At 71.8% G+C, this 12522-nt stretch carries 10 protein-coding genes and 3 tRNA genes; 7 read left to right on the top strand and 6 right to left on the bottom strand.

What is annotated here, in order from left to right; all coding sequences use genetic code 11:
- Positions 1-156: 156 nt before the first annotated feature.
- The 5 genes from ACIRB1_RS03215 to ACIRB1_RS03195 all read left to right on the top strand — a co-directional run bounded on the left by ACIRB1_RS03215 (position 157) and on the right by ACIRB1_RS03195 (position 3285).
- A complete protein-coding gene (locus ACIRB1_RS03215) occupies positions 157-405 on the top strand; it encodes a WhiB family transcriptional regulator (RefSeq protein WP_352181364.1) in 249 nt (82 codons plus the stop codon).
- A 59-nt stretch (positions 406-464) separates the two neighbouring features.
- Positions 465-537 (top strand) — tRNA-OTHER (locus ACIRB1_RS03210).
- A 10-nt stretch (positions 538-547) separates the two neighbouring features.
- Positions 548-619: transfer RNA gene (locus ACIRB1_RS03205), tRNA-Ala, on the top strand.
- 30 nt (positions 620-649) lie between these two features.
- Complete coding sequence (locus tag ACIRB1_RS03200; RefSeq protein ID WP_403464381.1) at positions 650-2005, top strand: SDR family NAD(P)-dependent oxidoreductase; 1356 nt, start codon at positions 650-652, stop codon at positions 2003-2005.
- Entirely contained in the window at positions 2002-3285 is a 1284-nt protein-coding gene (locus tag ACIRB1_RS03195; RefSeq protein WP_403464380.1) for a ribonuclease inhibitor, read from the top strand. The genes ACIRB1_RS03200 and ACIRB1_RS03195 overlap by 4 nt, the downstream gene beginning before the upstream one ends.
- On the opposite strand, the gene ACIRB1_RS03190 is transcribed toward ACIRB1_RS03195, so the two are convergent.
- Both ACIRB1_RS03190 and ACIRB1_RS03185 read right to left on the bottom strand, forming a co-directional pair.
- Positions 3263-5089, bottom strand: coding sequence for an AAA family ATPase (locus ACIRB1_RS03190; RefSeq protein ID WP_403464379.1), 1827 nt, complete (start codon positions 5087-5089; stop codon positions 3263-3265). The genes ACIRB1_RS03195 and ACIRB1_RS03190 overlap by 23 nt on opposite strands.
- On the bottom strand, positions 5090-6493 hold the full coding sequence (locus ACIRB1_RS03185) for a hypothetical protein (RefSeq protein ID WP_403464378.1): 1404 nt from the start codon (positions 6491-6493) through the stop codon (positions 5090-5092).
- A 93-nt stretch (positions 6494-6586) separates the two neighbouring features.
- Between ACIRB1_RS03185 and ACIRB1_RS03180 the strand changes: the two genes are divergently transcribed.
- Positions 6587-6662, top strand: a tRNA-Trp gene (locus tag ACIRB1_RS03180).
- 24 nt (positions 6663-6686) lie between these two features.
- On the opposite strand, the gene ACIRB1_RS03175 is transcribed toward ACIRB1_RS03180, so the two are convergent.
- The 4 genes from ACIRB1_RS03175 to ACIRB1_RS03160 form a co-directional block, all read right to left on the bottom strand.
- The gene (locus ACIRB1_RS03175) at positions 6687-7535 is read right to left on the bottom strand and encodes a hypothetical protein (RefSeq protein WP_403464376.1); all 849 of its coding nucleotides are present in this window, start codon (positions 7533-7535) and stop codon (positions 6687-6689) included.
- A gap of 73 nt (positions 7536-7608) precedes the next feature.
- Positions 7609-8583: an acyl-ACP desaturase gene (locus tag ACIRB1_RS03170; protein ID WP_352181052.1), complete on the bottom strand. Its 975-nt coding sequence runs from the start codon at positions 8581-8583 to the stop codon at positions 7609-7611.
- A 216-nt stretch (positions 8584-8799) separates the two neighbouring features.
- Positions 8800-9576 (bottom strand): dimethylargininase, encoded by a 777-nt coding sequence (ddaH, locus tag ACIRB1_RS03165; protein WP_328827279.1) that lies wholly within the window; start codon positions 9574-9576, stop codon positions 8800-8802.
- 133 nt (positions 9577-9709) lie between these two features.
- A complete protein-coding gene (locus ACIRB1_RS03160; RefSeq protein ID WP_403464894.1) occupies positions 9710-11329 on the bottom strand; it encodes an ABC-F family ATP-binding cassette domain-containing protein in 1620 nt (539 codons plus the stop codon).
- A 359-nt stretch (positions 11330-11688) separates the two neighbouring features.
- Here ACIRB1_RS03160 and ACIRB1_RS03155 point away from each other — a divergent pair, with 359 nt between their 5' ends.
- The gene (locus ACIRB1_RS03155) at positions 11689-12522 is read left to right on the top strand and encodes an isocitrate lyase/phosphoenolpyruvate mutase family protein (RefSeq protein WP_403464375.1); all 834 of its coding nucleotides are present in this window, start codon (positions 11689-11691) and stop codon (positions 12520-12522) included.

Below are 12522 nucleotides of genomic sequence, written 5' to 3'. Positions count from 1 at the left end.
TGACCGATGAAGTTCTCCGTGTTTTCATACCGGCTCCGCGCGCCGCCGTGCGCCGGTGCGGGCGTGGGGCCATCATCGGGGCGGCCGGAGGCCTCGGAGCGTGGCGTTGATCCCGCGTTGATGGAACGTTTTTCACCGGGCGGCACGATCCTGGCCATGCACATCGACACGATCACCGCGCCCGACCTGGACTGGCAGCAGGAGGCGTTGTGCGCGCAGACCGGGGCGGACTTCTTCTTCCCCGAGCCCGGCAGCTCCGTCAGGGAGGCCAAGCGGATCTGCGGCATGTGCCCGATCCGCACCGCCTGCCTGGAGTACGCCCTCGACAACGACGAACGCTTCGGAGTGTGGGGCGGCCTCTCCGAGAAGGAACGCCTGGAGATCCGCCGCACCGGCTCTCGCTGAACGAGGCCGTTTATCCGGTGCGGTGTGCGCGGGGCGTGCGGTTAGGATCCGGGGGCGCACCCGGGCGTAGCGCAGAGGCAGGCGCACGTCTTGCCAAGACAAGGCACATCGGTTCGAATCCGATCCCCGGGCTGCGTTCGGGGGCCCTGTAGAGCAGAGGCAGACTCACCGCCTTGGCAAGGCGGATACGCCGGTTCGAATCCGGCCGGGGCCCCACTTCGTGGCACGGCCGGGGCGGGGAACGATGACGGACGAGGGCGGGATCACCGAGGCGGAACTGACCGCCTTCCACCGGACGGTGGGCAGGCTGCGGGAGCTGCCCGTCGACGATCCGGTGCGTCTGCGGGCGGAACAGGTCGCCGCGTCCTTCGCCCGCGACGGCCGGCTGCGCCGCCGCAAGGCTCGCGGCGCCGACCTCTCCGCGGCCGACGCGGCGACGATGGCGGCGACCGCGACCGGCGCGGCGGACCGACGCGAGGACGCCCCGTTGAACGCCGTGGGCGAGCAGGTGGAGCGGGCGGACTCCGCCGGCGTCTACCGCAAGCCGCGCGGCTGCTACGTCTGCAAGTCGCCCTATCGACAGGTGGATTCCTTCTACCACCGGCTGTGTCCCGCGTGCGCCGCCGACAACTCCGCCCGCAGAGCGCTGAGTACGGACTTGAGCGGGCGCCGGGCGCTGCTCACCGGCGGCCGGGTGAAGATCGGTTTCCAGCTGGCGCTGATGATGCTGCGGGACGGCGCGGAGGTACTGATCACCTCCCGGTTCCCGCACGACGCCGTACGCCGCTTCCGTGCCGAGCCGGGCAGCGAGAAGTGGCTCGACCGGCTGACGGTCCTCGCCGTGGACCTGCGCGATCCGCGCCAAGTGCTCGGCCTGTGCGAGGAGTTGCGGCAGACGGGCGAGCCCCTCGACATCCTCGTCAACAACGCCGCGCAGACCGTACGACGCCCTCCGCAGTCGTACGCCCTGCTGGCCGCCGGGGAGCGGGACGCGCTGCCGGAGGGGGCGCGGGCCGCGCCCGGCTTCACGCCGATGCGGATGCTCGCGGGCGGGGCCTCGGCGCTGCCTGTCGTGCTGCGCGAGGCCGACGAGGCCGGACTGCTGCCCGACCCGTCGCCGGAGAACTCCTGGTCCGCCCGGCTCGGCGCCCTCGACCCGGCCGAGGTCCTGGAGACCCAGCTCGTCAACGCCCTTGCCCCCGCGCTCCTTTGCGACCGACTGCTGCCCCTGCTGCTCGCCTCGCCGCGCCCCCGCCGGTACGTCGTCAACGTCACCGCCGTGGAGGGCAGGTTCGCCGTACGCAACAAAATGGCCGGGCACCCGCACACCAACATGGCCAAGGCCGCGCTCAACATGCTCACCCGCACCAGCGCCGCCGAACTCGCCGGCCAGGGCGTCCACATGTGCGCCGTCGACACGGGCTGGATCACGGACGAGAACCCGGCCCCCAAGAAGGGCCGCATGGCCCGGGCCGGCTTCCGCACTCCCCTCGACATCGTCGACGGCGCGGCCCGCGTCTACGATCCGATCGTGCGCGGCGAAGCCGGGGACCCGGTGTCCGGGGTGTTCCTCAAGGACTATCGGGAGGCGGCGTGGTGAGCGGCGGCGAGGGGAACACGCAGGCGGGAGAAGGGATTCACCAGTCTCCGGACGCCCCGAACCCCGAGCCCCTGACACCCTCGACGGTCGCCTTCGCCGGTGTTCCGTACATCCGGCCGCGACCGGTCGCCGAACTCGCCCCGCTGCTCGACTGGTTGCGCGCCGGGCGCCCGGCCGGCGAGCGCCTCGACTTCGCGGTCGGTACGGCGCTGCCCGACGGCCGACTCGACCTGTGCAAGCAGGAGCTGGGGGCCGAAGGCGCAGCGCTGGTGTCGGAGGCGCTGGCCCAAGGCCCCTCTCCCGTACGGCACTTGCTGCTGGGCACCGACGGGCTCGGGGACGAGGGGGCCGAGGTCGTGGCCGGGGGGAGCGGTGAGGTCGAGACGCTCTACCTCGGCTGCAACGGGATCACGGCCGGTGGTGCCTGTCGGATCGCCGACCAGTTGCGTGCCTCCCCGCAGGTCGTCACCGGGGTGTGGCTCAAGCGCAACCCGCTGGGCAGCGGGGGTGGGCGGGCGGCGGCCGAACTCATCGCGTCCGCGCGGTCGTTGCGCACCCTCGACCTCGTACAGACCGGACTCGACCCGGCCGGGGTGACCGTCCTCGCCGACGCGCTGCTCGCCGCCGACGGCAACGGACGCCGTATCGAGCGCCTCTTCATCGGCGGCAACCCGCTCGGCGCGGAGGGCGCCGCGCCTCTCGCCGCTGTCGTCGCGGCGGGCGCCGTCGATGAACTCTACGTATCCGCGGCGCGGTTGGGGGACACGGGCGCCCTCCTCCTGGCCGACGCCCTGGAACGCGCGCCGTACGGACGGCTCGTACGGCTGTCCGTCGCCAGCAACGGCATCGGTCCGCGGGGAGCCGCGCGGCTGGTGACGGCGGCCACCGCGGCCGGGGTCGCCCTGCTGGACCTGGGCCGGGTGCGGGCGGCGGCCGTGCTCGGCGCGACCGACAACCACGTCGATCTGGCCGCCGCCGAAGCCATCGCCGAGGCCCTTGCCGGTGCCGAACACCGCCTGAGCCATCTCGTCCTGTCCCACACCGGGATGCGCAGCCGCGAGGCCCACAGGCTCCTCGACACGGCACCCCGCGCGCTCACCCCCACCCGCTTCGTCCTCGGCCAGGGCATCGCCGCCAGCATCAAACGCCGCCTGGAGACCCTCACCGCCCACGTCTCCCGACCGGCGCTCGCCCCCGACGTGGCCGCCGTCCGCAGTGTGCACCGCACGGCACGGCCGGGGGAGGGCGAGCACGGGGTCAGCGACGCGCCAGGCCAGTGAATATGTCGGTCCAGAACCGCTGTTGCTGAGCCGACGCCCCCACCAGATAGGTCGCCCGGAGCTTCGTCGGCAGCAGCGCCACCATGCGGGCCACCACCGCGCGGTGCTTCTTCAGCTGGGACAACTCGGCGTTGGCGAGGATCTGGTGGACCACGTCGCTGTCGTCGCCGCCCTCGTCGGTGTGGTCGGCGGCGCGGCGCAGCCGGACCTCCCAGGCGTCCGCGTCCCGCGCGAGCTCGCGCAGACCGGTGACCGGGCGGCCCCTGAAGCGGTCGATCAGGGCGGTGAGCGGCACGGGCGCGTACTCGCCGTCGCCGAGATACACCGTCGCCATCTCCAGCGGCAGCCCCCGCCGGTGCAGCTTGATGAGCCGCTCCAGCGTGCGCTTGGTGATCCAGGCGCGGCCGTCGTCGTCGATGTCGTGCTTCCACCACTCCAGCACCGTCTCCGCGTCCGCGCCGTACCGCGCGAGCAGCCACTCGTTGGCCGGGATGTCCTCCGGCTCCACCGTCAGCGACGCCGTGAACCGCGTCGCCTGCGCGATGTTGTTCCGCGAGACCAGCAGCTTGCGGCCCAGGTGGTACGGCGGGTTCTGGACGGCGATCTGTGCCCGCAGGTTCTCGATCCGCCGGCCGGCCAGCGACCACTCCTGGGTGATCTCCATGAGCTTGGCGAACGCGGCCTTGTCCTTGGGGCGGTTGTACTCGTCCCACACGATCGCCTTCGGCCCGGGCCCGGTGAAGTTCGCGGCCAGCAGGTTGTCCAGGGTGCCGTCCGCCGACGGGATCGGCGCGCACAGGTCCTCGACGTTCGTCACCGGCAGCGAGAAGTACAGTGGCTCACGGCCCAGGCCCGCACGCACGGTCTCCCGGACCAGCTCCGTCTTGCCGCACCCGGGCGGCCCCTGCAACAGCACCGTCCAGCGGTTGCGCAGCGCGGCCCGCACGACCTGCCGTACCGGGTCGGGGATCGTGGCCGGGTTGGGTACGCCCAGAGCCTCGGCGACGCGGCCCAGGATCTCCGCCGTGCGGTTCTGCCCGGGTCTTCCGTCCGCGCCGGGCTCGGCGAGACGGAGCCGCTCGCCGTCGATCAGGGGCAGACCCCAGCGGAGCGGGAAGCCCTCCTTCGCGTTGGCCAGGACGTGGTCCAGCGTGCGCGGGGAGAGCAGCTCGCGCAGCGCGGGCGAGAGCGAGGCCCAGACACCGAACACCGGACCGAGGTCCCAGGGGCGGTACTTGGCGGCCAGATGCGTGCGCCAGGACGTGTCGTTGGCCGTGATCCGCATCGTGACCATGCGGTCGAGCAGTGCGAGGTCGCCGCGTCTGGCCGAGGTCTCGGACAGCGACTCGTTGTCGGTGAGGAAGACCCCGACGCAGCCCAGGGCGCGCAGATCGTGCTCGCCGAGCGTCCAGTCGCAGGCGATCTGCATCAGCTGCGACTGGACCGTGTCGCCCGCCTGCAACGAGTCGTCGATGAGCAGCACGAACGGCGTGCCCGGCTTCAACTGGTTCATCACCAGCTGCCGCAGCACCAGTTCACCGGTCTCCGGGTCCCGCACCGGCGCGTTGACCAGCAGGTCGTCCGGTGTCAGGTTCGCCGCCGGGACGTACACGAGCGCGGTGCCCGGGTGGGCCCTGCCGATGTGCGAGAAGAACGTCGCCGTCTTGCCGATGCCGTGCTCGCCGAAGATCTGCCCGGTCTGCCCCATGTCGATCATCGCGTCGATGAACGACTCCAGACGCGACGGCTCACCCCGGCCACGCCCGGTCGCCGGGGTCGTCGACTGCCCTGCCTGAGTGCTCATCTACCGCGATCCTGTCGTGACGCGATGGCAGTCCATCGCGGGGTTGTGCGTCTCGGGCCACTCGCTGCCGCCCTCGGTGATCAGCCAGATCCACTTGTCCGGCTCGGCGGGCGTGATCGGCGGGGCGTGTCCGTCCGTGAGGACGACGACCGCGTCCGGGGTGACGTCGAACCGCCGGCCGCTCACCTCCGTGCGCCCCTCCACGTAGTCCGCGACCACCTGGAAACTCGTGCCGCCACCGCCGTAGACCCGCTCGCCGGGCCGGAACGGCATCACCACGGCGTCGAAGGACAGCCAGTGCGCCTCGACGCCGTCGATGCGGCCGACGAGTTCGGTGAGCCAGGCGATCACCTGGTGGGGCATCGAGCCCGAGGTGTCGTAGGCGATGACGAGAACCTTGTCGCGGACCGGGCCGCGGCGGGAGAGCATCGGATCCTGGCCGAGGGCCGCGAGGAGGGCGCCGCGCTTCTTCGGGTACACCAGCCGCTCGCCGTCGCGCAGCTTCGAGCCGAGGACGTCGACCAGCCAGCGCTGCCACCAGTGGACCGTACGCGTGCGTGCCGTCTCGCCGCGCAGGACGCCCGCGCCGAGGTTCCCCCAGATCCGGCCGGCCCGCGCCGAGCCGTCTTCCGTACGGCCCATCAGGTCGAGCAACTCCCGCTCCGCGCCCGCGTGTCCGCGCCGCGCCGCCAGCAGGGAGTTCAGCAGCGCGGACGACGTCACCGCGTCCACCGTCTCCTGGTCGGCCGGTACCAGGCCGTCCACCAGGTGCACGCACAGGTGCCGCTCCGGGACCGGAGGGTGCCGCATCCGCTTCAGCTCGCCGTAGACCTTCATGTCGGTCGCGACGAACTCCTCGTACGCCACCGGCTCCAGGCCGTGCGCCGTGAGGTCCTCGCGGTACAGCGTGTGGATCGTCCGGGGGTCGATGCCCGTCGGCAGGCCGTCCACGAGGGGCAGGTCGGTGCGGCCGAGGCGGACCAGGGCGACATGGTTGATGGAGACCTCGGCGGCCAGCTCGAAGACCGGGTCGTCGCGCAGTTCCAGGTCGGCGAACAGATGGCGCTGCACCAGGTGCCGGGCCTCGTGGAAGAGGACGAACTTCACGCCGTCCAGGCCCAGTCGAACGAAGAAGTCCGGGTTGAAGAGCAGCAGGCAGGAGCCGTCGCCGGAGGCGACCACGGCCGCCGTGTCCACCGCCGTGGTCGGGATCTGGTGATGGCACTTCGCGTACAGCCAGGACGCCACCGCCGACTCCGTCAGCCCGAAGTCCAGCAGCGCGGCCTCCTTCAGCCGCCGCGCCTCGGCGACCGTCGCCGGGTCCGCGGGGCGGTACCGCTCCAGCGCCCTGCGGTCGGCCAGATCGACCACCGGGGTACGCCGACCCCGCTCCCCGTACGCCATGTCACGCCCCCCCCGCGCCGTATTTCCCCAGTGCCTCAAGTGGTACCAGGCCGCACTGACATCGGGCCAAGGCATTACGCTCTGGCCCCAAGGGCGGGGTCGTAGCGCAGAGGCAGGCGCACCGGTCTCCAGAACCGGGGCACGCTGGTTCGAATCCAGCCGCCCCGCCCCCTGCCGGTTTCCGGAGCCCGGCTCAGGCGACCGCGCCCGCCGTCACCACCAGCTCCACCGCGTTGCCGTGGAACGTGTCGATCAGCTGCGCCAGCACCGACCAGGCGTCCTCGTGGCCGGCCAAGTGCTCGCGCACGAGGGGGCGCAGGGCGTCCTCGGCCTCGGACGCGCGCGCGGGGAACAGCAGCCGACCGGTGGCGAGCACCTTCAGTACATGTGACGCGGGGCCCCAGGCGGTCGCGTAGTCGGCGGGGCTGTCCAGGACACCGGCCTCCTCCACCCGGTGGGTGAACTTGCGGTGTGTGCCGAACCGCGCGCGCAGTGCGGGTGGGCAGTCCGGGCGTACGGACAGCGCCCAGCGCGCGTAGCCGGGCAACGGACGGTCCTGGTCCGCCTCCGTGACGGCCTGCCAGTCGGAGCGCTCCAGGACCATCGACGCGGCCGTCCGCGCGGACCGCATGGAGGTGCCCTCGCGCAGGGCGCCGACCAGGCCGAAGCGGGTGTAGTTCTCGGGGACCGGCGGCTCGGGTTCCCCGCCCAGGCGGTCGGCCACGGTCAAGGGCCCTTCGTGGCCGGGGCCGAACGGCACACCCCGCACGATGGCCCGCCGCATCGCGTTGTCCGCCGACATGTGCTGCCAGACGCCGAGGTTCAGATCCGGGTCGTCCTGCTCCAGGACCCACAGCAGCACGGAGGCCGGCACCGGGGTCCTCGTCCAGGACCACATCTCGACGGTGCGCCGGGCCTCGGGGGTCCGCTCGGGATCCGGCTCCGGGAGGCCGATCCGCCGCCGTATCCGCGCGGCGTCCCCGCTGTCGATCAGGCCGAGCAGAAAGCCGACCGCCGCCCCCGACGTGCTGTTGTCATGCATGGCGGCATGATGCCGCAGGCCGGCCGTCTCCCGCACCGGCGATTCGGTCGCCGGTGCGGAGGGCCGGGGCGGGTCAGGCGGTCGCGCGGGCCGCCATGCGGGCCTTGCGGGTCGCCAGCTTCTCGTCGAACTTGGCGGCCTCGGAGTCCAGGCCGCCCATGTAGAGGCCGATCTCCTCCTGCGCCTGCCGGCCCTCGGGGCCGAGACCGTCGATCTCCATGACCTTCAGGAAGCGCAGCACGGGCTGGATGACGTCGTCGTGGTGGATGCGCAGGTTGTAGACCTCGCCGATGGCCATCTGCGCGGCGAAGCGCTCGAAGCCGGGCATGCCGTGACCGGGCATCCGGAAGTTGACCAGGACGTCGCGCACGGCCTGCATCGTGAGGTCGGGGGCCAGGTCGAACGCGGCCTTCAGGAGGTTGCGGTAGAAGACCATGTGCAGGTTCTCGTCGGTCGCGATGCGGGCCAGCATGCGGTCGCAGACCGGGTCGCCCGACTGGTGGCCGGTGTTGCGGTGCGAGACACGGGTGGCCAGCTCCTGGAACGCGACGTAGGCCACGGAGTGCAGCATCGAGTGCCGGTTGTCCGACTCGAACCCCTCGCTCATGTGCTGCATGCGGAAGGCTTCCAGCTTGTCCGGGTCGACCGCGCGGGAGGCGAGCAGGTAGTCCCGCATGACGATGCCGTGCCGGCCCTCCTCCGCCGTCCAGCGGTGCACCCAGGTGCCCCAGGCGCCGTCGCGGCCGAAGAGGGAGGCGATCTCGTGGTGGTAGCTGGGGAGGTTGTCCTCGGTGAGGAGGTTCACGACGAGGGCGATGCGGCCGATCTCGGTGACCTTGGACTGCTCCTTGCCCCAGGCCTCGCCGTCCTCGAAGAAGCCGGGGAAGTTACGGGCGTCGCTCCACGGGACGTACTCGTGCGGCATCCAGTCCTTGGTGACCTTGAGGTGCCGGTTGAGTTCGGTCTCGACGACTTCTTCCAACGCGTACAGCAGCTTGGCGTCGGTCCAGACTGCGGGGCTGCCGAGGTGCGGGGAAGTGATCGTCACGGGGACTCCAGGGGGACGTGGTGCAAAACTGAACAAACCGGCGAGCGGTGCCGGTGGCTGTGGAACTTACGGAATCGTAGGCTACGAAACCGTAGGTTACGAGACCGTAGGTTAAGGGCGCTGTAAAAGGTCGCTGTTCAGGTCACATCCCCGGGGAATCCCGGGCGACGCCGGGACCCCAGGTCCCGGCGCGGAACGGGTGGTTCCGTCACCCGGTCAGGCGTACAGGTCCCGGAGCCGGACCGAGAGGCACGTCACACATCCTTCGAGTTTCTCGAACTCGCTGATGTCCACCACGACCGGCTCGTGGCCGAGGTCGCTGAGCAGGTCGGCCGTCTTGGGCGCGCTCGCCGCCATCAGCAGTTTGTCGCCGCCGAGCAGCACCACATGGGCGCCGGCCTCCTCGGGCACCGACAGGAAACGCGGGAAGAGCGAGGGCCGGTCCACCTTCGGGATGTGTCCGAGCACCGTCCCGTCGGGCAGCGCGGTGACCGCCGACTTCAGATGCAGCACCTTGCTCACGGGCACACTGACCACCCGCGCCCCGAGCGGCTCGAACACGGCCCGCAGCTGCTGCACGCCGGCCGCGTTCGTCCGGCCGCCCCGGCCGACGTAGATCGTGTCGTCGACCTTGAGGACGTCACCGCCCTCCAGGGTGCCCGGCTCCCAGACCCAGTTCACCGAGCAGCCGAGCCGGGCCACCGCCTCCTCGACCCCGCCGGTCTCCTCGCGCCGGGACTCGGCGCCGGGCCGGGCGATCAGCGCCACGTTCTTGTACATGACCACCGCGTCCTCGACGAACACCGAGTCCGGGCAGTCGTCGGCCGGGTCCACCTCGACGGTCTCCCAGCCGTGCACCCGCAGCGCGTGCGCGTACGCCTCCCACTGCTCGACGGCCTGCTCGACGTCGACCTTCTCCCGCTCGATGTGCGTGACCAGCCCTTCGGCCAGGCGCGGGCTGGGGCGGCGGACGAGGGCCTTCTTGCTGGGCACGAGCGGGACTCCGTATCGGCGGGATCGTTTCGGCGCCGTTGTCGCGGCACCGGTTGGCCATCATGCGTCACCCGTCCGTGCCGACAAAACCCCTGCCGTGAGGATGTGGCCCTCCTGAGATGCGCGCGGGACCTCAGGCCGGGTCGGCCACCTCCTCCGGCGTGACCGTCCGCAGCTCCCCGTCCAGCAGCAGCCAGCGGGTGATGCCGATCGACTCCAGGAACGGCAGGTCGTGACTGGCCACGATCAACGCCCCCTCGTACGACTCCAGCGCCGAGGTCAGCTGGCGCACGCTCGCCATGTCCAGGTTGTTCGTCGGCTCGTCCAGCATCAGCAGCTGCGGAGCGGGCTCCGCGAGCATCAGCGCGGCCAGCGCCGCCCGGAAGCGCTCGCCGCCGGACAGGGTCGCCGCCTGCTGGTCGGCGCGGGCGCCCCGGAACAGGAAGCGGGCCAGCCGCGCCCGGACCCGGTTGTTGGTGGCGCCCGGCGCGAACCGGGCCACGTTCTCGGCCACGCTCAGCCCGTCGTCGAGGACGTCGAGCCGCTGCGGCAGGAAACGCAGCGGCACATGGGTCACCGCCTCGCCCGCCACCGGCTCCAGCTCCCCGGCGATCGTGCGCAGCAGCGTCGTCTTGCCCGCGCCGTTGCGCCCGATCAGCGCGATCCGCTCCGGTCCGCGCAGATCGAGCCCGCCCGCCCGGGCGCCGTAGGCGAGTTCGAGGTCCATGAGGGTCAGGACCTGACGGCCCGGCGGTACGGCCGTGTACGGCAGGTCGACGCGGATCTCGTCGTCGTCCCGTCCGGCCTCCACCGCCTCGTCGAGCCGTTCCTTCGCGTCGGCGAGCCGCTCCTCGTGCAGGATGCGGTGCTTGCCCGCCGACTCCTGGGCGGCCCGCCGGCGCGCCCCCATGACGATCTTCGGCTCGCGCTTCTGCTCGAACATCTTCTGTCCGTACTTCCGGCGCCGGGCCAACTTGACCTGGGCGTCGGACAGTTCGCGCTTCTGCTTGCGGAAGTCCGCCTCGGCGACGCGCACCATCCGTTCGGCGGCGTCCTGTTCGGTGCTCAGGGCCTCCTCGTAGGCGGAGAAGTTGCCGCCGTACCAGGTGATCTCCCCGGCGCGCAGATCGGCGATCTGGTCGACCAGGTCGAGGAGTTCACGGTCGTGGCTGACCACGATCATCACCCCCGGCCAGGTCGCGACGGCCGCGTACAGCCGCTTGCGCGCGTACAGGTCGAGGTTGTTGGTCGGCTCGTCGAGAAGCAGGACGTCCGGCCGGCCGAGCAGCAGCGCGGCCAGCCGCAGCAGGACCGACTCGCCGCCCGAGACCTCGCCGATGGTGCGGTCCAAGTCGATGTGCCCGAGGCCGAGTTCACCCAGGGTGGCGAGCGCCCTCTCCTCCACGTCCCAGTCGTCGCCGAGCGTCTCGAAGTGCTCCTCGGCCGCGTCACCGGCCTCGATGGCGTGCAGGGCGGCGCGTCGCGCGGCGATGCCGAGGGTCTCGTCGACGCGCAGGGCGGTGTCGAGGGTGACGTTCTGCGGGAGATACCCGACCTCGCCCGCGATCCGCAAAGTGCCGTCGGACGGGGTGAGTTGACCGGCGATCAGCTTCAACAGGGTCGATTTCCCTGATCCGTTGACGCCGACGAGCCCTGTTCTGCCGGGGCCGAAGGCGACGTCCAGGTCCTCGAAGACGGAGGTGCCGTCGGGCCACGCGAAGGAGAGGGACGTACAGGTGACGGAAGTATGCATGAGGGCCTCGCGGTGCTTGATGCGGTCGATGGCAGGCGCGTAGCGAGACACCGCGAGGCGGGAGACTGGTCTCGGGGACAGAGAGAAAGGCCCTGCTCCGGAGGACGGCTCGAACGCCGAGGTCGTACACGACGGACACACCTCAGGGGTGTGTGACGCGGTGTCTCAGAACCTCAGACGAGCAACGTCCTACTCCTATCGACGGCAACAGAACCGAGGACAACGCTACGAACGCCGCCGTGGGCCTGTCAACGCATTAAACGAGAGTCCGCGCCCGCCCTGCGGCAGCCCGCGACCCGGCACGTCGACGTCGCATTCCTGCCAGCCGGAGCGCGCCGGACGCTGCTTGAGTGGGCCGTATGACGAACCAGAACACCCTCCGCGACCGGGCCCTCGCCTTCCGCGCGCTGCATGTGCCGGGCCGTCCGCTCGTCCTGCCGAACGCGTGGGACGCCGCGAGCGCCCGCATCGTCGAGGACACCGGCGCGGCGGCCGTGGCGACCACCAGCGCGGGTGTGGCCTGGGCGCTCGGCGTCCCGGACGGCGACCTGCTGGGCCGGGAGCGGGCCGTGGCGGCGGTCGCCCGGATCGCCGCGAGCGTGGCCGTACCGCTGAGCGCCGACATCGAGAGCGGCTTCGCCGAGGACCCGGCGGGCGTCGCCGACACGGTCCGCGCGGTGCTCGCCGCGGGTGCGGTGGGGGTGAACATCGAGGACGCGCTCTACGGCGGTGAGGGCGTCCTGCGGCCCGTCGCCGAGCAGGCCGAGCGCATCGCCGCAGCCCGCGAGGCCGCCGACGCGGAGGGCGTGCCGCTGTTCGTCAACGCGCGCATCGACACGTTTCTGCGGGGCGCCGGGGGAGTGGACGCGACCCTGGAGCGGGCCGCCGCGTTCCGGGCCGCGGGCGCCGACGGGATCTTCGTCCCCGGGGCCGTCGAACCGGGAACGGTCAAGGAACTCGCCGACGGGATCGACGCGCCGCTCAATGTGCTGGTCGGCCCCGGTGCGCCGCCGGTCGCGGAACTGGCCGCGCTGGGCGTCGCGCGGGTGAGCGCGGGCTCCGGCGTCGCGCTGGCCGCGTACGCCGTGGTGCGCCGTGCCGCGCGGGAGCTGCTGGACACGGGTACCTACGGCGCGCAGGCCGGAGGGCTCGGCTACGGCGAGCTGAACTCGCTGCTGGAGCGGGGGCGTTAG

The sequence above is a fragment of the Streptomyces sp. NPDC096013 genome (assembly GCF_044763565.1).
In the GTDB taxonomy this organism is placed as follows: domain Bacteria; phylum Actinomycetota; class Actinomycetes; order Streptomycetales; family Streptomycetaceae; genus Streptomyces.
The sequence above is the reverse complement of the archived record's forward strand: the minus strand, read 5'-3'. Positions and strand labels throughout refer to the sequence as shown.